The organism is Pradoshia sp., from assembly GCF_051873915.1.
Lineage (GTDB): Bacteria > Bacillota > Bacilli > Bacillales > Pradoshiaceae > Pradoshia.
This window is the reverse complement of sequence record NZ_JBJEFJ010000017.1, coordinates 49,481-70,059: the sequence shown is the minus strand read 5'-3', so window position 1 is coordinate 70,059 and position 20,579 is coordinate 49,481. Positions and strand designations below refer to the sequence as shown.

The window sequence follows — 20,579 nt, the reverse complement described above, 5'->3', positions numbered from 1 at the left end:
CCACCCCTCAGGTGACCCGACCCCAAGCCGAGAAGATATTGAAGTGACGAAACGCCTTGTCGAGTGCGGAAGAATCATGGGAATTGAAGTGCTGGACCATTTGGTTATTGGAGAGAAGAAATATGTCAGTCTGAAAGAAAAAGGATATTTATAATACTATGAATTCAAAAAAGGATGAGCTATAATATAACGTATGATTTTTTAACTGGGTTTATTTTCAGCCTCTTACGGAAAAAAAGCTCTGTTATGCGTTATTATTGCTGAAATAAGGCGAAAATCCGCGGATGATCTTCTGAATGGAAGAATGGATTTATGCAGATATCGACAATATAATTAACAAAGTCATGAAGATAAACTCTTTTACCTATATAGAAAAATATAATGGAAAAAATTCATGCCTAATATGGAATACGTTTCAGAAAGGGAGATATTAAAAAATGCTTGGAAATAGAGATTTAGGAATTGATTTAGGAACTGCCAATACGCTGGTTTATGTAAAAGGAAAAGGAATCGTTGTGCGTGAGCCATCCGTTGTGGCTTTCCAAACTGATACAAAATCAATCGTTGCTGTCGGTAATGATGCGAAGAATATGATTGGCCGTACACCGGGGAATGTTGTTGCTCTTCGCCCGATGAAAGACGGGGTAATCGCTGATTACGATACAACAGCTACGATGATGAAATATTATATGAAGCAAGCGTTGAAAAACCAAGGCTTGTTTGCCCGTAAGCCATATGTCATGGTTTGTGTGCCATCCGGCATTACAGCCGTTGAAGAAAGAGCGGTTGTGGATGCAACTAGACAAGCTGGCGCACGTGATGCTTATACAATTGAAGAACCATTTGCGGCAGCAATCGGTGCGAACCTGCCTGTATGGGAGCCGACAGGAAGCATGGTTGTTGATATCGGCGGCGGTACAACTGAAGTGGCTATTATCTCCCTTGGCGGTATTGTAACAAGTCAATCCATCCGCATTGCCGGTGACGAAATGGATGAAGCAATCATTAACTACATCCGTAAGAATTACAATCTTATGATTGGTGATCGTACATCTGAAGCCATCAAATTGGAAATCGGTTCTGCTGGTGATCCAGAAGGTGTTGAAAACATGGAAATCCGCGGCCGTGACCTGTTGACTGGATTACCAAAAACAATTGAAATCACGCCTGAAGAGATTGCAAAAGCGTTGCATGATACTGTTTATGCGATTGTTGATGCCGTGAAGAACACGCTTGAAAAAACTCCGCCAGAACTTGCTGCGGATATTATGGACCGCGGAATTGTCTTGACAGGAGGCGGAGCTTTACTTCGCAACCTTGATAAGGTGATTTCTGAAGAAACAAAAATGCCTGTCTTAATTGCGGAAAACCCGCTTGACTGCGTAGCAATTGGTACAGGAAAAGCGCTTGACCATATCCATTTGTTCAAGGGGAAAGCAACGAAATAAAAACCGAATAAAGCCTGAAAAATCCCGAAAGAGGATAATAACGATGAAGGAGCAAGAATATGCCGCAATTTTTCTTAAACAAAAAATTGATTATCTTGCTGATTAGCATCATCTTTCTGGTGTCTTTAATAGGGTTCTCACTTAGGGAAAGAGATGAACTAAGCTGGCCGGAACAGTTTATGAAGGACTCTGCCGGCTTTGTGCAAACAATTTTCCATAAGCCCGCTTCTGCAATAGCGGGCTTTTTTGAGAATCTTTCCGATTTAAGAAATACATATGAGGAAAATAAAAATCTTAAAGCGCGCCTGGAAGAGTATGTGAAGCTTGAAACAGAAATTTATGATCTAGAAAAAGAAAACAAAGAGCTGCGAGCAATGGTTGAAAAAGAAGAGTCGCTCAGTGAATTTACCGTCACTCAAGCGACCGTTATCGGAAGAAGTCCGGAACGCTGGCATGAAACCTTGACCGTGAGCAAGGGAAGTGTCAATGGGATTGAGAAGAATATGGCTGTCATAACGGCTAAAGGCTTGATTGGCAAGGTGAAAAGTGTGTCCCAATTTACGTCCACTGTTCAGCTGCTGACAGCACTTGACCCGCAAAACCGCATCTCCGCTGTCGTGCAGGGGAAGAAGCCCGCATACGGCTTTATTCAAGGGTTTGATGAGGATAAGCAAGCGCTCATGCTCACAGGACTATTGTATGATGCGGATATTAAGGAAGGCTCCAATGTGGAAACCTCCGGCCTTGGAGGTGTATTCCCTAAAGGACTGGTTGTCGGCAAAGTGGAAGAGGTTATCATTGATCAGTATGGATTGACACAGACGGCTTATATTAAGCCTGCAGCCAATTTTGATGATGTCAACGATGTCATGATTGTTAAACGTTCGACTGCCGAGGTCGATACAGAAAGTACTGAGGGGGATGACCTATAATGAAAATTAGGGTATTCCTTCTTGCGGTGCTTGTCTTTATTTCAGAAGGTATTTTCGTAGAGGTATTCTCAAGCCTCCTCAATAAGACGGATTATATTCTCGTACCGAGGTTCATTATGATTTTCTTAGTGTTCTTGACCGTATACGGCAAGAAGGAAATGGCTATATGGTATGGTTTCGGGCTTGGAATTTTTTACGATGTTGTTTATACAGAAATACTGGGCATTTACACGTTCACCCTGCCATTAATGGTCTACCTTTCATCTCAGCTGATGAAGGTTTTGCAAGTGAATCTGGGAATTGTCTCAACGGTCAGCCTGCTTGCAATATCTGTTCTTGAGATCATCGTGTATGAGGTGAACAGTTTGATTGGTTTTGCTTCATTGAGTTTCATTGATTTTGCAAAAATGAGATTGCTGCCTACTTTACTGCTGAATCTTGTTTTCCTCATTCTATTTGCGCATTTATTTGCAAAATGGATGAAGAAATGGGTAGTAGAGGAAGACCTCTAAGCGGCGGAATACCGCTAAAAGAGGATTTGCCAGCGCTTATGTCGAATTAAATTGCATTGAGGTGAGCACGACGTCATGGGGAAAAAAACTGTACAGCATGTTATGATTAAAGGAAGTAAACAAGGATTAATGATTGTCATTGATGACACATCCTCCTTTTCTGAAGCAATGAGGGACCTGGATGAAAAGCTGTCCATTCATCATCAGCATCTGGCGAATAATGAGCCGGCATCCAGTATACACGTCACTATACATACGGGTAATCGATATTTAACGGATGAGCAAGCCACTCATCTTGTGGAATTGGTTGAGAAAAAAGGATATATGACCGTAAAGGATGTCGAATCAAATGTCATCCTTTTGGAAGAATCGAAGCGAATGGCAGAAGAAGTGGCTGTCACAAAGGAAATGAAGATTGTTCGCTCTGGTCAGGTGCTTGAGGTGAAGGGAGATCTTCTCCTTGTCGGTGATGTCAATCCTGGAGGTACCGTTAAGGCCGGCGGCAATATATTTGTGATGGGCACATTGCGAGGAAGGGCCGAAGCAGGCATTAATGGCAATAAGGATTGTGTGATTTCAGCTTCTGTCTTTAAGCCGGCGCTGATTACCATTGGGGATATATTGTATAACTCCTTTGATCATCATGAGCAGGATGACCAGATGATGGCATGTGCTTATGTGAATCAATCGAATGAAATCATGTTTGATAGATTGCAAGTCTTGAGTAAAGTGAGACCGAATATATCCTTATTTGAGGAGGGCGTATAGCCATGGGAGAGGCCATCGTAATTACTTCCGGAAAAGGCGGTGTCGGTAAAACGACAACAAGTGCCAATGTCGGAACAGCCTTGGCGTTAATGGGGAAAAAAGTCTGTTTGGTCGATACAGATATCGGATTAAGAAATTTAGATGTAGTCATGGGGCTTGAGAACCGGATTATCTATGATTTGGTGGATGTCATTGAAGAAAGATGCAAGGTGCATCAAGCGCTCGTTAAGGATAAACGCTTCGAAGACAGGCTTTATTTAATGCCTGCAGCACAAACGGCGGACAAGTCTTCGGTTACACCGAAGCAAGTAAAGAAATTAATTGAGAGTTTGAAAGTCGATTTCGACTATATTATTATTGACTGCCCCGCAGGAATTGAACAAGGCTACCGCAATGCTGTTGCGGGTGCGGATAAGGCGATTGTTGTGACGACCCCAGAAACAACAGCCGTCCGTGATGCAGACCGAATTATCGGCTTGCTGGAGAAGGAGCCGGATGTTGAAGCTCCTAAGCTCGTAATCAACCGGATCCGAAGTCATATGCTTAAGCAGGGGGATGTACTTGATATTGATGAGATCACTAACCATCTCTCCATCGATCTGATTGGTATTGTCGCTGATGATGATGATGTCATTAAAGGGTCTAACCAAGGTGAACCCATCGTGTTTGACCCAAACAATAAGGCGTCCATCGCTTACCGTGACATTGCGCGCCGGATATTGGGCGAGTCCATTCCGCTTAAACCGCTGGAGGAAACGAAGACAGGTGTCTTCACGCGCATAAAAAAATTATTCGGTGTTAAAAATTAATCCCAAAAGGCCTGCTCAGCTGGTAAACCTAGCTGCAGCGGGCCTTTTTTGCGTTATCATCTCCAGTCATAGCTTGGACGAGAAACTCATAGTTTTAATTAACATGGTATTTCTTAAGGGGTGAAGGGGATGGCATACAAAAACAGCGCAGATGTCCGCAGACGGATAGCCCAGCGGCGGAAGAACAGAGAGAAGAACCTTGGTTATCAGAAAAGGGAGGCTCAGAGAGAGAGTCCGATTCTCGCTGACAAGGAGCTTGATTGGGGTGCGGAGAATATGGTCGTTTACGATGAGGGAATCAAAAGTCCTCCTAATAAGGTGTTTATCAAGAAGGAATGGATGCTCTTTCAGGTATTGGCCTCGACCTGCCTCGTGCTTGTAATGGCCATTGTTTACAGAACATCAGCGCCTTGGACAGATGATGCTAGAGAGCTTATCGGTGGAGTGTATGAGCAGGAATTTCAGTTTGCGAGTGTTGTTAATTGGTTTGATGAAACCGTTGGCCAGCCATTTGCCTTCCTTCCGGAGAATGCAGACAAAGAAAAGGAAGAAGATTTTTCTATGCCTGCAAGCGGGACAATCATGGAGAGCTTTGAGAACAATGGTCAAGGGGTTATTGTGAAGACGGCCGCAGCAGCCTCTGTTGGAACCGTGAAAGAAGGAGTAGTCATCTATGCGGGTGAAAAAGAGGAATATGGAAAAACGGTCATTATTCAGCATGCTGACAAGAGTGAATCCTGGTATGGAAGCTTAGAATCGATTGATGTGAGTCTTTACGAACAGGTTAAGAAAGGGGCAAAGCTTGGAAGGGTTCAAGCTTCAGAGGAAGAGGAGGGGAAAGGAGAATTTTACTTTGCGCTGAAATCCGAAGGTCGGTTCATTGACCCGGGTGAGGTGATTTCCTTTGAATAAGATTCTGCCGGTACTCTGGAAGATTCGAATTCATCCGTTGACATGGGCGGTTATGGGACTGGGAGTCATTACAGCGCAGTTTGCGGAAATATTGATGATGTTTTCGCTCGTCCTAATTCACGAGCTTGGCCATGCCGCAGCAGCGCAAATATATGGCTGGCGCATAAAGGCGGTCACGCTCCTTCCGTTTGGAGGGGAGCTTGAGACAGAGGAGCATGGGAACCTTCCTTGGAAGGAAGAGCTGGCTGTGCTGCTGGCTGGCCCGGCGCAGCATCTCTGGCTTTACGGGGCAGCCTTCCTTTTCTATGTGAACGAATGGATGCCTGGTCATCTTTATCAAGAGTTTCTCCTTTTCAATACAGTCATACTGGCAGTAAATCTTTTGCCAATCTGGCCGCTTGATGGGGGGAAGCTTCTGTTTATCCTGCTAAGCCTCCGTCATCCATTCGTCCAGGCACACCGCTTAATCATTCAGTATTCTCTTGTTTCTCTGGCTATTTTATTAGCTGGCCTATTAATGCTTAATCCACTGAATTTCAACTGGTGGGTCATTGCCGGATTTCTCGGATATTCGCTTTGGAAGGAATGGAAGCACCGTCAATATGTGTTCATGCGTTTTTTGCTTGAGCGGCATTATGGTCATCAGCAGGATATTCGGGCAATCTCAAGGCTTGAGGCGGAAAAGGAAACGCCCATCTTTGAGATTCTTGAGCATTTCCGGAGGGATAATAAGCATGTCATCGTCATTAAGAATGAAAGGAAGGAAATTGGCAAGCTGGATGAGTCAGAGGTGCTTCATGCCTGCTTTACCTCAAAGCTTGCCTACAGGCCGATTGGGGAGCTGCTCTATCCTTATTGACTGGCAGAGGCGTACTCGCTAAAGTTAGAGTAAGAGCCAGTTGGAGGATATTTTTATGGATAAAATTTTATTGGATTATCAGAATGGAGAAAAAAGGCTTGGCATCTGGAGGGATGGCAGGCTTCACGTATTCCATATTGAACGTGACGGAGAGGGTCCGTATGCAGGCAATCTGTATGCCGGAATTGTGCGGGAAGTTGTGCCTGGCATGAATGCGGCCTTTGTGGATATCGGACTTGAAAAGAATGCCTATTTGCCTTTTGAGGAGACACCGCGCTACCAGCTCTCGGACGGAAAGCCGGGCGTCGCCTATGTGAGGCAGGGAGAGAAGCTTCTTGTCCGGGTTGTGCGCGACCCTCAAGGAACGAAGGGAGCAAAGGTGAGCGCGCTGATTGAGATCTCTCATCCTGAACTTGTGTTAATTAAGGGAGAGCATTTCGTCCGAACCTCCAAAAATGCAAGCCGCCAAACGGCAGATAAATGGAAAGGCATTGCTTTAGACCATTTGCGGGAAGATGAGGGAGTGATTGTCCGTACGCAGCTCCTTGAGGCAGGAGAAGGAGAATTCGTGAACAGGCTTGCGAGACTTCGTGAAAGATATGAGGTGCTTATTCAGCGGGCAGATTCCGTGAAGGCGCCAGGGCTTGTAAGCGGGCATAATCGGATGACGCAAATCGTGCAAAAATGGACGGATGGAACTAGCGGGGAGTGCTACACAAACTCCTCTGAGGGAGTCAGCCTTCTAAAGGAGGCTGTTTCTACAGATGACTGGACGATTTCGCGGGCAAAGAGCAAAATTCCTCTATTTGAAGAGCATCAGGCAGAGGCAGACCTGGAAAAGGCCGTAAAAAAAATCATCTGGCTCTCTAATGGTGCCTATTTGCTATTTGAGCGTACGGAAGCTATGCATGTCATTGATGTGAACACGGGGAAATTCACCGGCAAGCATGACCAGCGGAAAACGATGCTTGAGACGAACCTGCTTGCTGCAAAAGAGGTTGGACGCCAAGTCATCCTGCGGAATTTATCCGGCATCATTATTGTCGACTTTATCAATATGACCTCAAATGCAGACCGCAAGAAGGTAAAGGAAGAGATGGAGTCAGCGCTTGGGCGTGATTTGACGCGGTCGGTCGTTGTCGGGTTCACAGAGCTTGGCCTTTTGCAAATCACACGCAAAAAAGAAGGGCCGGACCTATATGAGCTCATGCTTGATGATTGCCCGCGCTGTCATGGGAACGGACATATTCAAGGGAATAAGGCAGAGTGGCATGAATTATCAAGGCAGCTCGAGGGCATGCGTTATGTGATGGATGAGTGCATCTGGATTGATGCTGATCCGGAATTCTTCGCCCTTTTAAAGGAGCGGAGAAAAGAACTGGAACCGCATGGGAAGCAGGTTCTATTCAGACAGGCGGCAGTAGAAGGAAATCATCGTTTCGTCATTCGTGCAACGGGGTCCGTTAAAGAGCTTGATGAGAGAGCGAGACGTGCATCCTCTCAACAGGAAGGGGACAGCCTGCTGCGATTGACGCTAAAAGAAGATTGACAATGAATGTCTCTATATGATAGTATTTGTTTGTTATGTTTGTAGCACCCATGCTACAACCGCTCATGTCAGGTTATAAGTCCGCATCTGTGGCGCCTGCCGTTGGCGAGTCTTAGATCATTCAAGGAGGTGCAGGTATGTACGCAATTATCGAAACTGGTGGTAAACAAGTTAAAGTCGAAGAAGGTCAAACTATCTACGTTGAAAAATTGAACGTTGAAGAAGGTGGATCTGTTACTTTCGACAAAGTTTTATTCGTTGGTGGAGACGATGTGAAAGTTGGAAGCCCTGTTGTTGAAGGCGCTACTGTAACAGGTAAAGTTGAAAAACAAGGTAAAGACAAAAAAATCATCGTTTTCAAATACAAAGCGAAAAAGAACAACCGTAAGAAACAAGGTCACCGTCAGCCTTACACTAAAGTAACGATCGAGAAGATCAGCTTCTAAGGCGACGCGCATGATTAAAGTAAAGGTAGTTCGAGATGGCGAGCGAGTTCAATCGTTCAGCCTGTCAGGACACGCCGATTTTGCAAGAAAAGGTCAGGATATTGTTTGTGCCGGGGTATCGGCGGTAGCCTTCGGCTCTGTCAATGCCATTCTAAGCTTAACAAATGTGAAGCCTAAGATTGACCAGGCTGGCAAAGAGGGCGGCTATCTCGAAGTCACTTTTCCGGTAACGGAGGAGGACGAAAAGGTACAGCTTCTTATTCAAGCCATGCTTGTGTCCCTGCAGACAATTGAACGTGACTATGGCAAATACATGAAAATTATAAATAGCTAACAGGAGGTGGAATAAATGTTAAGATTGGATCTTCAATTCTTCGCTTCCAAAAAGGGAGTAGGTTCCACAAAGAACGGACGTGACTCCATTTCCAAACGTCTTGGCGCTAAACGTGCTGATGGCCAATTTGTAAGTGGTGGTTCTATTCTTTACCGTCAACGTGGTACAAAAATCTATCCAGGTTTGAACGTTGGACGTGGTGGAGACGATACACTTTTCGCTAAGGTAGACGGCGTTGTTAAATTCGAGCGCTTAGGCCGCGACAAGAAACAAGTGAGCGTATACCCTGTAGCACAAGAAGCATAATAATAACAAACAATGAAGCTCTGACCTCATCGGTTGGAGTTTTCTTTTTATAAGCCTCCTATGCTTAATAAGCTTGATGTTACACTTCCTTATAGACCCCAAATATATTGCTGCTGACGATGTATTCCTCTCCTGAAGAAATAAGGAAACAGCTATGCTATACTAGTATAAACATATGTAGAATAAATCAGGACCTCATTTAAATTATCCGACAGGAGAATGTATGGAGATGGAGACTAAATGGACCACTATCGATTTATTGAGGCACTCACGGCATGATTGGCTGAATAAGATTCAGCTGATTCAAGGTAATCTAGCATTAGGAAAAATGGACCGCGTGTCAGGGCTAATTGAGGAAATCATTATAGATGCGAAACAGGAAGCGAAAGTGTCGAACTTGGACATGCCATGCTTGGCAGAATTGTTGCTGACAGGCAATTGGCTTCATTATACATTCGAGCTCGGATATGAGATTATCGACGATATTAGCGGGCTTGCTAAATATGACAGCAGGCTGACAGGCTTTGTGCGTGATTTCTTTGATGCACTGAATCAGCAGCTGACCGGCAGTTCCGTACATACACTGATGGTTATGATCAGCGGGTCTGAAGAAGCTGCCTTGAGGGTCGGATTCGATTTTCAGGGACATGTAGATAGTCTTGATTGTCTTTTTGATGGCCTTTCGGTGCCGGATTTTATAGAAATGTCAGTCCCCTCAGGTGATAAAAATTCTTTTTTCTTTGAATTAACGGTAAGATAGCAACAAAGAGAAACAGGTGAAAGAAAGTAGGTGTCAAACGCCCATGTTTGTGGATCAGGTCAAGATTTACGTAAAAGGCGGTGACGGCGGAAACGGAATGGTAGCCTTCCGCCGAGAAAAGTATGTGCCAAAAGGAGGCCCAGCCGGAGGTGACGGCGGGCATGGTGCAAATGTTGTGTTTGAAGTAGAAGAAGGACTTCGGACATTAATGGATTTCCGATATAAGAGGCATTTCAAGGCTCCGCGCGGAGAACACGGAATGTCCAAGAATCAGCACGGCAAGAATTCACCGGACATGATTGTCAAGGTACCGCCGGGTACGGTTGTATCTGATGCAGATACTGGTGAAATCATTGCTGATTTAACCGAGCACGGCCAGCGTGCGATTATTGCTAAAGGCGGACGCGGCGGACGCGGTAATACCCGTTTTGCCACACCAGCGAATCCCGCACCGGAATTATCCGAAAAAGGTGAACCGGGTGTTGAACGAAATATCATTATGGAATTGAAATTGCTCGCTGATGTCGGGCTTGTTGGATTCCCAAGTGTCGGGAAATCAACCTTGCTGGCATCTGTCTCAGCAGCGCGCCCGAAAATCGCAGAATATCATTTCACAACGATTGTTCCGAATTTAGGCGTGGTGGAAACAGAGGACGGACGCAGCTTCGTTATGGCAGACCTTCCAGGATTGATTGAAGGGGCTCATGAAGGCGTTGGATTAGGTCATCAATTCCTCCGTCATATTGAACGGACACGTGTCATTGTCCATGTCATTGATATGTCCGGCCAGGAAGGGCGCAATCCATACGAGGATTATGTGACGATTAATAAGGAGCTTGAGGAATACAATCTCCGCTTGACAGAAAGGCCTCAAATCATTGCTGCAAGCAAGATGGACATGCCGGATTCCGAGGAGAACCTAAAGGCCTTCAAGGAACGCCTGGAGGAGGATGTACAAATCTTCCCGATTTCATCTGTTACACGTGAAGGGCTGCGCGAGCTTCTCTATGCGGTAGCTGATAAGATTGAAGAAACGCCGGAATTCCCGCTTGAGCATGATGAAGACCAGACCGGTGTTCACCGTGTCCTTTATAAGCATGAAGCAGAAAAAGAAGAGTTCATGATTACGCGTGAATCTGACGGCACATTTGTCGTAACAGGCGAGAAACTTGAGAAGCTCTTCAAGATGACTGACTTCAGCCGTGATGAATCCGTTAAGCGTTTTGCCCGCCAGCTTCGTGCAATGGGCGTAGATGAGGCCCTCCGTAAGCGCGGCGCCGAGGATGGAGATATTGTCCGCTTGATGGAATATGAATTCGAATTTATTGATTAAGCTTGGTTGAATGGTGATTAGGGGGCGTTTGGATGCAGAAAAAGTTGGATAAGCGATTTTTCCTCGTAAGGGAGGATGTTTTGCCAGAGGCTATGCAAAAAACGCTGCAGGCAAAAGAGATGATTGAACGCGGCAAGGTCCTGTCTGTGTGGGATGCGGTCAATAAGGCCGGTCTGAGCAGAAGTGCCTTCTATAAATACCGTGATACAGTCTTTCCCTTCCATAGTGTTGTGAAGGAGAGGATTATCACGCTCTTCTTTCATCTTGAGGACCGCTCTGGCACACTGTCAGAGCTCCTGCAGATTGTTGCCTCATCCGGGTGCAACGTTCTGACTATTCATCAAACCATCCCCCTTCAAGGAAAGGCGAATGTCACCCTTTCCTTGAATACAGGGGATATGCAGATTGATATGAATGAATTTATCCATCGATTAAAGAGCTTGGAGTTTGTTGATAAGGTAGAAATACTTGGCTCGGGTGCCTAATGGCTGAAAGAACCGGGCCTCTTTCTTATAAAGAGAGAAGTTCAGCTAGACGACTAGGGGGAAAGACAGTTGGAGAAGATTGCGTTTCTAGGTCCAAAGGCAACATTCTGTGATTTAGCAGCAACTAAATTATTTGATAATTCCGAAAGAATAGCGTACGGCACAATACCTGAATGCATAGATGCAGCAGACAAGGGAGAAGTGGATTATGCGGTTGTTCCGCTTGAGAATGCGCTGGAGGGCTCAGTCAATATTACGATGGACTATTTAATCCATGAAGTGCGTGTACCAATTGCGGCTGAGTTTTCCTCGCCTATCCGCCAGCATTTAATGGTCCATCCAAGGCGTGCAGAGCTGCTCGGAGAAATCGAGTGCATTTATTCGCACAGCCATGCAATTGCTCAATGCCATAAATATTTACACGGAGAGCTGAAGGGTGTGAGATGTGAGAATGTCACCTCAACAGCGTTTGCGGCTCAATATGTCAGTGAGCATCCAGAGGAAGCAGCTGCTGCGATTGCCAATGAAATGGCCGCCGCGGAATACGGGCTTTCGATTGTGAAGCCAGATATACATGATTATGCCCATAACCACACCCGCTTTGTTGTACTCAGCCATAAACCAATTGGTGAACGATTAGATGGGCTCGCGCGGAAAGGGGAGAAAACAACGGTGATGGTCCTGCTGCCGGCTGACCATGCCGGAGCGCTCCATCAAGTCTTGTCTGCGTTCTCCTGGCGTAAGCTCAACCTCTCAAAGATTGAATCCAGGCCGCTTAAAACAGGCTTAGGGAATTATTTCTTCATCATCGATATCGACCAGCTTATGGATGATGTCCTTCTCCCTGGAGCGATCGCTGAAATGGAGGCGCTCGGCTGCAAGGTCCATGTCATGGGAAGTTATTATAGTTATTAGATAGAAAAAAAGAAAGCTGCCTTTAAGAACCGATTAATAAAAGGTTTTGATGGCGGCTTTTTTTGTTCTTCTCCGTTCTCGAGACAGTCTATTCGATTAAGAAACCGGCCTTGCGCAAGGCATCGGCAGCATTCTGAAGCTGCTCCTCAGTCGGGGCTTCAAGTGTATGCAAATGAATCCCGTTTGTCAGCTGGGATAAGAGGGAGGCATTCGTCGTCTTTAGCTTCATAATAAACTGGCGGACATCGCTTCGGTTTGAAACCATGATGGAGGCGGTGAGGTCGCCGTAAAGCGGGTGTTCAACCTTTACATCCTTGACGGTCACACCGCAATCGACGATGAGCTGTAATTCTTTCTCTGTATCTTCCGGCGGGTGCTCGCTTGCGATAATCATGCTTTTAAGGGCAGGCCTGCGCTCTTCGTTCTGAAGGTAGAGATAGCCGTTAGGTGTAGCGATAATGGGGTGATTACGCGCTTTAAGGAGGGTGATATCTCCCACAATAATCTGACGGCTGACGGAGCAAAGCTTGGCTAGCTCAACCCCTTTGATCGGTTTTGTTTCTTCTTTTAAAATGCTGACAAGATAGTCTCTGCGTTCATCCGCACTGTACTTTTTCTCCAAAAGTCCAATCCTCCTTATTTCTTTTGGAAATTTATTTTCCTGTTTGTCCTCATTGTAACACAGGGGTTTTTTCTCATAAATAGATAGGGCATCGCATAAATTTTCTTGAAACATAATAGCAATCTGCCCAATCAATCATAGTATATATGGACATTTGTGTGAGGAGGGATGAGGCGTGAAGATTCATATCGTCCAAAAAGGCGACTCATTATGGAAGATTGCTAAGAAGTATGGCGTGAATTTTGAACTGTTAAAGAAAACGAACTCACAGCTTAGCAATCCAGATATGCTTATGCCCGGCATGAAGATAAAAATTCCTGAAACGAATTCTTCTCCCAAGAAAGAAACAGATACAAAGGTGAATTTTGGGGTGAAGGAAGCACCAATCCAGAATGTGACGCAAGCCAAACCGCAGCCAATGAAGCAGCCTGCTGTGAAGGAAATGCCGAAGATGCCGACCCAGAAGAAGGAAAGTGTAAAAGAAATGCCGAAGATGCCGTATGTGGCACCAAAGGCAACGGTTAAACCCATTATCCCGGACATAGATATCAATAATTATTACATGATGAATATGACCAAGATGGAAGTGCCGCCGCCGATGCCGATTTATAAGGAAATGCCAAAGAAAGAGGAGCCGGTCATTCTGAAAGAACAGCCAATCAAGGAAATGCCGAAAGTGGAATCCCCTGAGCCAATGCCGATGCCTGAGCCAATGCCGATGCCAGCACCGCCGAAGTATGAGTATTGTCCGCCAGTGGTCCCTTATTATGAGCCTTGCTGTTACCCGTACATGTATAATCCATGCTATCCGTATCAAATGCCATACATGCCGCAGCCAATTCCTGCTCCATATTACCAGCCGATGATGAATCCTCAAGGCCAGGCTTCTGCGATGGAAAGCTTCCACTATGAGCAGGAATCAATGGAATTTCCAATGCATGGTCAAGGACAAATGCCGCAGGGTGTTATGCCGCAGCCAATGGTTATGCAGCCGCAGCCATACTATATGATCCCACAACAGCCGGTTATGCCAAGCTATGGCTACGGTCAACACCCGCAGCCATATGGCATGATGGGCCATGATGGAATGATGATGCATGGACAGGATGGAGAATCAGGCAATGATAACCATGGCGGTGCTTACATGCCTTATGACGGGTATATTCCGCAATGCGGATTTACGCCTTCACCGCAAGCGGGAGGTCAGGGTGCTTATTACCAGCCGGTTACTCAATCGGCCCAGCAATATTCTGAACCGATGCAGCAGCCAAATGTGCAGAATCCATTTGCATCTCAGCCAATGCCCTATCAAGATGTGAGCGGGATGAAGGGAAGCTCAGAAAGTGTGCCATTCTATAATCCCCACGCCTCTCAAATGATTCCTCGCATTAATCCTGCAGCTTTTGATCGGCCTGGAGCTGACGATGAAGAAAGCAGTGAGCAAGACGGTCAGTCATGAGCGGAAAACGTGCAGGAGGCACCCTTAGGGGCTGTCTCCTTTCGTATTTTCAACAGATGAATGTCCCAATCCGCGCAATGAAGCCAATCAAGCCTGATTTAATGCTTGTACAGACAGAGAAGGGCAAGACATTGGTTGCAAAGCGATTCAAAGGCGAGAAGAGCCTTTTAAGGCAAATGGAATTTCTGACTCTCCTTAGAGAATCGGGGTTCCATAACTCCTATGTATTCAGCGAGTCTTTTCCTCCATTCGAATATGGTGCAAAAAGCATTGGATTTCTTTCTTATATCCCGCCTCATGAGCAGTCCTTCACCTATCGAAATCAACGGGAAAGGGCAGAGGGACTTGTATTGCTGAAGAAGATGCATGCCGCATCAATCCGAATCTCTCATCGCCTGAGATATCTGCCTGACCTGCCGTATAATCAGGTGAGTAAATGGAAAGAACGATTGGCAGAGTTCAAACGAAATGAGACCATCTTGAGGCCGTTCCTGCCAGAAAAGGTGTATCAGGGATATGCTTCGATGGGGAAATGGGCACTTAGGGAGCTTAAAGGCCAGGAAATTGGTGAAGGGGAGGAGCCGGTCATCATTCACGGCGACCTTGCCCATCATAACTTCTTAAGGCGGGAGGATGGAAAGCTTTTCTTAATAGACTTCGATCTTATGGCAAGAGCTCCCGCTATCGTTGATGACCTTCAATATGCGAACAGACTATTAGTCTATAATGGCTATTCCTTAGAGAATATTCTGTCTATGCGGCCCTTTCGTGATTATGCAGTCAGCCGTGAATTCTTGATAGGGCTTGGTTATCCGACCGATATTTATCGTGAATGGAACCGTATTTGCCGGGATAATTTGTGGACTGACCGCCGACGAATGAGGGTCATGCATGAGTATACGCTTAATGATTATCAGGAGAGACTGCGCTTTTTCAAGAAAATCAAGCATGCTGTGGATAATTTGTAATAATCTTCTTGCATTCCGGACATACTAGTTCATGAGAATGAATATAAAAGATGGGATGGGGTGTAAGAGGATGAGGTTACGCGGCTTTATTACAGCTTGGGTTTTGTTGTCTTTGTTTGGGATCCAAGGAGCGGAGGGTCCAGTAAATATAGCGGCAGAGGCTGCGGTCAATCCATCCGTCGAGGTTGGTGAGCCGGTTCCAATACAGCGGACCATCATCTTGCAGCGTGTCTATTTAGACGGAGAAATAAGCGAAGAAACAATTGAGGAAACGATTATTTCAATGGATGACTTCTGGCGGAAATATGATAAATGGCTGCTAGTTGACCAGAATGACAGCCAGCTTGTATTCCAGACTTATGTGGATGATATCTCGCCTCTTTTGAAAGGCAATGGGTATTTTGGAATCAAAGCTGATGGGACAATCAGTATTTTCAATGGGAAGCCAGTAAAAGATCAGGTCATTCAGTCCTTTTACCAAATCGATCTGAAAAAGCTGGAATCAAGCCAGCAAACGGAGCTCTTAAAGGGTGTTAAGATTGAGAATAAGGAGCGGTATAAGCAATTTTTGGAGGTATATAAGCCATACTCCATTTCGACTATGAAAACTCTGCACTAAAAAGGAAGAGGCTAGGACATAAGTAATTCAGCCAATCATAAACCCGAATGATTAGACGGTCATGAATGAATCTATCGTCTAATCATTCGGGTCTTTATTTGTTGTATTCCATGCATGAGTTGATTGAGGCTTTCTACTATTAGTGAATAGTGGGATGGAGAGAAATGCACTCGACTCCTGCGGGAAGTAGAGAAAAGGCCTGAGACCCCACAGGCGTAAGTGCCGAGGAGGCTCAGCTTCCTCAGCGGAAAGCGAGTGAATTTCACACAATGGAAGATACTTGTACTTCCAGCTGCTATTGAATAGGAAGATTATGCTGCAAACACTCGTTTTTGAGAATCATTTATTTCGTTTTGTCCCTGCCTCTTTTTTTATCCACTCATGTGCCTATAAGTCAAAAATGCAAACATTTGTGCTGAGTTGAGTATGATGGATAAATATAGTGTGGTACAATGGTTTACAGTCGAAAAAGAGGAGAGGTCAAGGTGTACGATTTCATTAAAGGAAGGGTAGACTATGTCTGTCCTGAATATATAGTAATAGAAGCGAACGGGATTGGCTATCTGATTCAGGCACCCAACCCGTTTGTGTTCTCTGGCGGAGATGAAGAGAAGAAAATCTTTGTTCACCATTATGTCAGGGAGGATGCGGTCGCTCTTTATGGCTTTACTTCCCGCGAGGAGAAGAAGCTGTTTATGAAGCTGCTCAATGTGACAGGAATCGGTCCAAAAGGTGCGCTGGCGGTGCTTGCGACAGGCCGTGTGGATCAAGTTGTTGAGGCTATTGAGGCAGAGGATGAGAAGTTCCTTGTGAAATTCCCTGGAATCGGGAAGAAGACAGCAAGGCAAATGATTCTCGACTTGAAGGGCAAGCTCGATGATGTGGCTCCTGATGCCTTCCCAGATCTATTCTCCACAGAGGGCGGTAAGGAGTTGAGCGGCTACAGCAAGACCAATCATGAACTCGAGGAAGCCTTGCTTGCGCTTGAAGCCCTTGGATATTCAAGCAAGGAGATCAAGAAGGTTGTAGCACAACTTGAGAAAGAAAAGAAAACGACTGAAGAGTATATTAAGGATGCCTTACAGCTCATGCTGAAATAGGAGGTATGAACATGGATGAGAGAATCATGGACATAGAGGCACAAAATCAGGATGAGGCGTTTGAGTTCAGCCTCAGGCCGCAAAACCTCAGCCAGTATATTGGACAGGATAAGGTGAAGGAGAATTTGCGCGTTTTTATAGATGCGGCCAAGATGAGGGAGGAAGCCCTCGACCATGTCCTTTTATACGGACCGCCGGGACTCGGGAAAACGACGCTTGCTGCGATTATTGCCAATGAGATGGGGGTGGCTCTTCGGACAACCTCTGGCCCGGCTATTGAACGCCCGGGTGATTTGGCAGCCATATTGAGCGCCTTGCAGCCTGGAGAGGTATTATTTATTGATGAGATTCACCGCCTGCCTAAATCCGTGGAAGAGGTTCTCTATCCTGCGATGGAAGATTTCTGCCTTGATATTGTCATAGGAAAAGGGCCAGGTGCTAGGTCTGTCCGCATTGATCTTCCTCCGTTTACCCTTGTCGGAGCAACGACAAGAGCGGGCTCCGTTTCAGCCCCTCTGCGGGACAGGTTTGGGGTTGTGTCCCGATTGGAATACTATTCAGAGATTCAATTAAGGGAAATCGTTAAACGTACCGCACAAGTGCTTGATACGGAAATTGACGAGCATGCGGCAAGCGAAATCGCCCGCCGTTCTCGTGGAACCCCGCGGATTGCCAACCGCCTTCTTAGAAGGGTTCGAGACTTCGCCCAGGTGCGTGGTGACGGAAATATTGTGTTTGAACTAGCGGATTATGCCCTTGAGCTCATGCAGGTTGATAAGGTTGGTCTGGATCAAATTGACCGGAAGCTCTTGCTTGGCATTATTGAGAAATTTAAGGGCGGACCTGTGGGCCTGGATACGATTGCAGCGACAATCGGGGAAGAGTCGGGAACAATTGAAGATGTGTATGAGCCGTATTTAATGCAGATTGGGTTTATGCAGCGCACGCCGAGAGGGCGGGTTGTCACCGATCATGTGTACAGACATTTTAATATTGAGGTGCCAAATCCATGAATCAATTGCCAAAAACGATTATGATAGTGGGTGTGGTTATTTTTGCCGTCGGATTTTTGATGCAATTTATCAAGCTCGGCCGGCTGCCAGGCGACATCATCATCAAGAAGGAGAATACAACCTTCTACTTCCCGTTAATGACCTCCATTATTGTCAGTGTCATATTAACGGGTCTGTTATATGTAATAGGAAGATTTAAATAAGTAATTGGAAATGGAAGTGTCATCATGAAAGTGGATTTATTTGATTTTCACTTGCCTGAGGAGCTTATTGCGCAAACCCCTCTAGAGAAAAGGGCAGAGAGCCGTTTGATGGTTCTTGATAAGCAAACAGGTGATTTGGAGCATACTAAGTTTAAAGAAATTACCAGCTTTTTAAAGCCTGGGGATTGTCTTGTCCTCAATGATACGAAAGTGCTCCCGGCTAGGCTTTACGGAACGAAGAAGGATACCGGCGCCAATATTGAACTGCTCCTTTTGAAACAAATTGAAGGAGATGTGTGGGAAACACTTGCAAAGCCAGCAAAACGGATTCAAGTGGGTACAGAGGTCGTGTTCGGTGACGGCCAGCTAAGTGCCGTCTGTGTGAAGGAGCTTGAACATGGCGGGAGAGAGTTTGAGTTCCGTTATGAAGGAATCTTCTACGAGGTGCTTGAGGAACTCGGTGAAATGCCTCTTCCTCCATATATTAAGGAGCGTCTTGCGGAACGAAGCCGTTATCAAACGGTGTACGCACGCGAGGAAGGTTCTGCAGCTGCGCCGACAGCAGGTCTTCATTTCACAGAGGAGCTTTTAGAAGAAATCAAGGCAATGGGGGTTCATCTTGCCTTTATTACCCTTCACGTGGGTCTAGGAACATTCCGTCCGGTTTCCTCTGATACGATTGAAGGACATGATATGCATGCGGAGTTTTACCAAATGAATGCTGAGACAGCAGAGCTTTTGACAAAGGTCAGGGAAGAGGGCGGCAAGATTTATTCGGTTGGCACAACTTCCACAAGAACGCTTGAGACCATTACAAGGGATCATGATGGGAAGTTTGTTGAGGCGAGCGGATGGACGAATATCTTTATCTATCCAGGCTTTGAATTCAAGGCGATTGACGGAATGATTACGAATTTCCACCTGCCGAAGTCCACCTTGATCATGCTGATCAGTGCGCTCGCAGGCCGTGAGCATGTATTGAATGCTTATGAAATGGCAGTGAAAGAGCACTATCGCTTCTTCAGCTTTGGCGATGCGATGTTTATTAAGTAGGATATTTGAGAGGAGTAGCAAGATTGACAGCTATACGTTATGAATTAATTAAGACTTGTAAACAAACAGGAGCGAGGCTGGGCCGTGTCCATACACCTCATGGCTCCTTCGACACACCTGCGTTCATGCCAGTTGGCACGCTCGCAACGGTAAAGACGATGTCTCCAGAGGAATTAAAGGAGATGGGTGCGAATATTATTCTCGGAAATACGTATCATCTTTGGCTTCGTCCTGGCACAGAAGTCATCAAAGCAGCCGGCGGCTTGCACAAATTCATGAATTGGGACAGGGCAATCCTGACCGATTCTGGTGGCTTCCAAGTGTTTTCTTTAAGCGAGTTCAGGAAAATTGAAGAGGAAGGCGTGCATTTCCGCAATCACCTTAACGGGGATAAACTGTTCCTCTCTCCGGAAAAAGCCATGGAAATCCAAAACATTCTTGGATCTGATATTATGATGGCCTTCGATGAATGCCCTCCATATCCTGCTGAGTATGACTACATGAAGAAATCCGTTGAACGTACATCTAGATGGGCCGAGCGCTGCTTGAAGGCGCATGCTCGTCCCGAAGACCAAGGGCTCTTTGGAATCGTGCAGGGGGGAGAATATGAGGATCTTCGCCGCCAGAGTGCAGAGGATCTTGTATCGCTTGATTTCCCTGGTTATGCCGTTGGCGGACTCAGTGTAGGGGAGCCAAAGGATGTCATGAACCGTACGCTTGAATTCACGACTCCATTCCTTCCAAAGGATAAACCTCGTTACCTCATGGGAGTGGGATCACCGGACTCCTTGATTGACGGCTCCATCCGCGGCATTGATATGTTTGACTGCGTATTGCCGACAAGGATTGCCCGTAATGGAACATTAATGACCTCTGAGGGAAGACTAGTCGTTAAGAATGCCAAATATGCAATGGACTTTGGCCCTCTTGACCCGAATTGTGATTGCCATGTATGTCAAAACTATTCACGCGCTTACATTCGCCACCTTATCAGATGTGACGAAACATTCGGAATACGCTTAACCTCTTATCATAATGTTTATTTTCTGTTAAACTTAATGAAACAAGTTCGACAAGCTATCATGGAGGACAGGCTTGGGGACTTCAGGGAAGAATTTTTTGAGAGATACGGGTTTAATAAACCGAATGCGAAAAACTTCTAACCTTTGATACA

The 20,579-nt window shown here is 45.7% G+C and carries 25 protein-coding genes and 1 other annotated feature; of the genes, 24 read left to right on the top strand and 1 reads right to left on the bottom strand.

Annotated elements, in window-relative coordinates:
• The 16 genes from ACI35L_RS01905 to pheA form a co-directional block, all read left to right on the top strand.
• A partial coding sequence (locus tag ACI35L_RS01905) for a JAB domain-containing protein (protein ID WP_439802134.1) occupies positions 1 to 154 on the top strand: 154 nt, incomplete at its 5' end.
• A gap of 283 nt (positions 155 to 437) precedes the next feature.
• Positions 438 to 1,448, top strand: coding sequence for a rod shape-determining protein (locus tag ACI35L_RS01900; RefSeq protein WP_049670003.1), 1,011 nt, complete (start codon positions 438 to 440; stop codon positions 1,446 to 1,448).
• A gap of 59 nt (positions 1,449 to 1,507) precedes the next feature.
• Positions 1,508 to 2,380 carry a rod shape-determining protein MreC gene (gene mreC, locus ACI35L_RS01895; protein ID WP_049670004.1) on the top strand — a complete coding sequence of 291 codons (873 nt, stop codon included), beginning with the start codon at positions 1,508 to 1,510 and terminating at the stop codon, positions 2,378 to 2,380.
• Positions 2,380 to 2,892, top strand: coding sequence for a rod shape-determining protein MreD (gene mreD, locus ACI35L_RS01890; RefSeq protein WP_049670005.1), 513 nt, complete (start codon positions 2,380 to 2,382; stop codon positions 2,890 to 2,892). The genes mreC and mreD overlap by 1 nt, the downstream gene beginning before the upstream one ends.
• 75 nt (positions 2,893 to 2,967) lie before the next feature.
• The gene (gene minC / locus ACI35L_RS01885) at positions 2,968 to 3,660 is read left to right on the top strand and encodes a septum site-determining protein MinC (RefSeq protein WP_049670006.1); all 693 of its coding nucleotides are present in this window, start codon (positions 2,968 to 2,970) and stop codon (positions 3,658 to 3,660) included.
• 2 nt (positions 3,661 to 3,662) lie between these two features.
• Positions 3,663 to 4,469 carry a septum site-determining protein MinD gene (minD, locus tag ACI35L_RS01880; RefSeq protein ID WP_049670007.1) on the top strand — a complete coding sequence of 269 codons (807 nt, stop codon included), beginning with the start codon at positions 3,663 to 3,665 and terminating at the stop codon, positions 4,467 to 4,469.
• Between the two features lie 129 nt (positions 4,470 to 4,598).
• Positions 4,599 to 5,381, top strand: coding sequence for a peptidoglycan DD-metalloendopeptidase family protein (locus ACI35L_RS01875; RefSeq protein ID WP_439802131.1), 783 nt, complete (start codon positions 4,599 to 4,601; stop codon positions 5,379 to 5,381).
• Positions 5,374 to 6,240 carry a M50 family metallopeptidase gene (locus tag ACI35L_RS01870; protein ID WP_439802130.1) on the top strand — a complete coding sequence of 289 codons (867 nt, stop codon included), beginning with the start codon at positions 5,374 to 5,376 and terminating at the stop codon, positions 6,238 to 6,240. The genes ACI35L_RS01875 and ACI35L_RS01870 overlap by 8 nt, the downstream gene beginning before the upstream one ends.
• Before the next feature lie 55 nt (positions 6,241 to 6,295).
• Complete coding sequence (locus ACI35L_RS01865) at positions 6,296 to 7,789, top strand: ribonuclease E/G (protein ID WP_439802129.1); 1,494 nt, start codon at positions 6,296 to 6,298, stop codon at positions 7,787 to 7,789.
• A 47-nt stretch (positions 7,790 to 7,836) separates the two neighbouring features.
• Positions 7,837 to 7,912 (top strand) — a sequence feature (ribosomal protein L21 leader region).
• Positions 7,913 to 7,926: 14 nt separating this feature from the next.
• Complete coding sequence (gene rplU / locus ACI35L_RS01860; protein WP_049670011.1) at positions 7,927 to 8,235, top strand: 50S ribosomal protein L21; 309 nt, start codon at positions 7,927 to 7,929, stop codon at positions 8,233 to 8,235.
• Positions 8,236 to 8,245: 10 nt separating this feature from the next.
• Positions 8,246 to 8,569 carry a ribosomal-processing cysteine protease Prp gene (locus tag ACI35L_RS01855; protein ID WP_049670012.1) on the top strand — a complete coding sequence of 108 codons (324 nt, stop codon included), beginning with the start codon at positions 8,246 to 8,248 and terminating at the stop codon, positions 8,567 to 8,569.
• Positions 8,570 to 8,584: 15 nt separating this feature from the next.
• On the top strand, positions 8,585 to 8,875 hold the full coding sequence (gene rpmA / locus ACI35L_RS01850) for a 50S ribosomal protein L27 (RefSeq protein ID WP_049670013.1): 291 nt from the start codon (positions 8,585 to 8,587) through the stop codon (positions 8,873 to 8,875).
• 229 nt (positions 8,876 to 9,104) lie between these two features.
• A complete protein-coding gene (locus ACI35L_RS01845; RefSeq protein WP_156185555.1) occupies positions 9,105 to 9,635 on the top strand; it encodes a Spo0B domain-containing protein in 531 nt (176 codons plus the stop codon).
• A gap of 43 nt (positions 9,636 to 9,678) precedes the next feature.
• A complete protein-coding gene (obgE, locus tag ACI35L_RS01840) occupies positions 9,679 to 10,968 on the top strand; it encodes a GTPase ObgE (RefSeq protein WP_439802128.1) in 1,290 nt (429 codons plus the stop codon).
• Between the two features lie 32 nt (positions 10,969 to 11,000).
• Positions 11,001 to 11,453, top strand: a complete 453-nt coding sequence (locus ACI35L_RS01835; RefSeq protein WP_049670016.1) for an ACT domain-containing protein — start codon at positions 11,001 to 11,003, stop codon at positions 11,451 to 11,453.
• Between the two features lie 69 nt (positions 11,454 to 11,522).
• Positions 11,523 to 12,368, top strand: a complete 846-nt coding sequence (gene pheA / locus ACI35L_RS01830) for a prephenate dehydratase (RefSeq protein ID WP_439802127.1) — start codon at positions 11,523 to 11,525, stop codon at positions 12,366 to 12,368.
• Between the two features lie 88 nt (positions 12,369 to 12,456).
• On the opposite strand, the gene ACI35L_RS01825 is transcribed toward pheA, so the two are convergent.
• A complete protein-coding gene (locus ACI35L_RS01825) occupies positions 12,457 to 12,990 on the bottom strand; it encodes a transcription repressor NadR (RefSeq protein ID WP_439802126.1) in 534 nt (177 codons plus the stop codon).
• 175 nt (positions 12,991 to 13,165) lie between these two features.
• Between ACI35L_RS01825 and safA the strand changes: the two genes are divergently transcribed.
• The 8 genes from safA (at position 13,166) to tgt (ending at position 20,568) form a co-directional block, all read left to right on the top strand.
• Positions 13,166 to 14,449, top strand: coding sequence for a SafA/ExsA family spore coat assembly protein (safA, locus tag ACI35L_RS01820; RefSeq protein WP_439802125.1), 1,284 nt, complete (start codon positions 13,166 to 13,168; stop codon positions 14,447 to 14,449).
• On the top strand, positions 14,446 to 15,417 hold the full coding sequence (locus tag ACI35L_RS01815) for a phosphotransferase (protein WP_439802124.1): 972 nt from the start codon (positions 14,446 to 14,448) through the stop codon (positions 15,415 to 15,417). Before safA ends, ACI35L_RS01815 begins: the two co-directional genes overlap by 4 nt.
• Before the next feature lie 70 nt (positions 15,418 to 15,487).
• Complete coding sequence (locus ACI35L_RS01810) at positions 15,488 to 16,036, top strand: BofC C-terminal domain-containing protein (RefSeq protein WP_439802123.1); 549 nt, start codon at positions 15,488 to 15,490, stop codon at positions 16,034 to 16,036.
• Positions 16,037 to 16,521: 485 nt separating this feature from the next.
• A complete protein-coding gene (gene ruvA / locus ACI35L_RS01805) occupies positions 16,522 to 17,136 on the top strand; it encodes a Holliday junction branch migration protein RuvA (protein WP_049670021.1) in 615 nt (204 codons plus the stop codon).
• 11 nt (positions 17,137 to 17,147) lie between these two features.
• A complete protein-coding gene (gene ruvB, locus ACI35L_RS01800; RefSeq protein WP_049670022.1) occupies positions 17,148 to 18,149 on the top strand; it encodes a Holliday junction branch migration DNA helicase RuvB in 1,002 nt (333 codons plus the stop codon).
• Complete coding sequence (locus ACI35L_RS01795) at positions 18,146 to 18,352, top strand: DUF2905 domain-containing protein (RefSeq protein WP_082197016.1); 207 nt, start codon at positions 18,146 to 18,148, stop codon at positions 18,350 to 18,352. The genes ruvB and ACI35L_RS01795 overlap by 4 nt, the downstream gene beginning before the upstream one ends.
• A 24-nt stretch (positions 18,353 to 18,376) precedes the next feature.
• Positions 18,377 to 19,405: a tRNA preQ1(34) S-adenosylmethionine ribosyltransferase-isomerase QueA gene (queA, locus tag ACI35L_RS01790; protein ID WP_049670023.1), complete on the top strand. Its 1,029-nt coding sequence runs from the start codon at positions 18,377 to 18,379 to the stop codon at positions 19,403 to 19,405.
• Between the two features lie 23 nt (positions 19,406 to 19,428).
• Positions 19,429 to 20,568, top strand: a complete 1,140-nt coding sequence (gene tgt, locus ACI35L_RS01785; RefSeq protein WP_049670024.1) for a tRNA guanosine(34) transglycosylase Tgt — start codon at positions 19,429 to 19,431, stop codon at positions 20,566 to 20,568.
• Positions 20,569 to 20,579: the final 11 nt, after the last annotated feature.

Bases quoted from the DNA above. Each gene is read 5' to 3' on its own strand.
- queA (WP_049670023.1), top strand. From the start codon at position 18,377: ATGAAAGTGGATTTATTTGATTTTCACTTGCCTGAGGAGCTTATTGCG.
- minC (WP_049670006.1), top strand. From the start codon at position 2,968: ATGGGGAAAAAAACTGTACAGCATGTTATGATTAAAGGAAGTAAACAA.
- ACI35L_RS01875 (WP_439802131.1), top strand. From the start codon at position 4,599: ATGGCATACAAAAACAGCGCAGATGTCCGCAGACGGATAGCCCAGCGG.
- ACI35L_RS01810 (WP_439802123.1), top strand. From the start codon at position 15,488: ATGAGGTTACGCGGCTTTATTACAGCTTGGGTTTTGTTGTCTTTGTTT.
- ACI35L_RS01845 (WP_156185555.1), top strand. From the start codon at position 9,105: ATGGAGACTAAATGGACCACTATCGATTTATTGAGGCACTCACGGCAT.
- ruvB (WP_049670022.1), top strand. From the start codon at position 17,148: ATGGATGAGAGAATCATGGACATAGAGGCACAAAATCAGGATGAGGCG.
- rpmA (WP_049670013.1), top strand. From the start codon at position 8,585: ATGTTAAGATTGGATCTTCAATTCTTCGCTTCCAAAAAGGGAGTAGGT.
- ACI35L_RS01900 (WP_049670003.1), top strand. From the start codon at position 438: ATGCTTGGAAATAGAGATTTAGGAATTGATTTAGGAACTGCCAATACG.
- ACI35L_RS01815 (WP_439802124.1), top strand. From the start codon at position 14,446: ATGAGCGGAAAACGTGCAGGAGGCACCCTTAGGGGCTGTCTCCTTTCG.
- ACI35L_RS01865 (WP_439802129.1), top strand. From the start codon at position 6,296: ATGGATAAAATTTTATTGGATTATCAGAATGGAGAAAAAAGGCTTGGC.
- ACI35L_RS01855 (WP_049670012.1), top strand. From the start codon at position 8,246: ATGATTAAAGTAAAGGTAGTTCGAGATGGCGAGCGAGTTCAATCGTTC.
- ACI35L_RS01795 (WP_082197016.1), top strand. From the start codon at position 18,146: ATGAATCAATTGCCAAAAACGATTATGATAGTGGGTGTGGTTATTTTT.
- minD (WP_049670007.1), top strand. From the start codon at position 3,663: ATGGGAGAGGCCATCGTAATTACTTCCGGAAAAGGCGGTGTCGGTAAA.
- ACI35L_RS01835 (WP_049670016.1), top strand. From the start codon at position 11,001: ATGCAGAAAAAGTTGGATAAGCGATTTTTCCTCGTAAGGGAGGATGTT.
- rplU (WP_049670011.1), top strand. From the start codon at position 7,927: ATGTACGCAATTATCGAAACTGGTGGTAAACAAGTTAAAGTCGAAGAA.
- mreD (WP_049670005.1), top strand. From the start codon at position 2,380: ATGAAAATTAGGGTATTCCTTCTTGCGGTGCTTGTCTTTATTTCAGAA.
- obgE (WP_439802128.1), top strand. From the start codon at position 9,679: ATGTTTGTGGATCAGGTCAAGATTTACGTAAAAGGCGGTGACGGCGGA.
- mreC (WP_049670004.1), top strand. From the start codon at position 1,508: ATGCCGCAATTTTTCTTAAACAAAAAATTGATTATCTTGCTGATTAGC.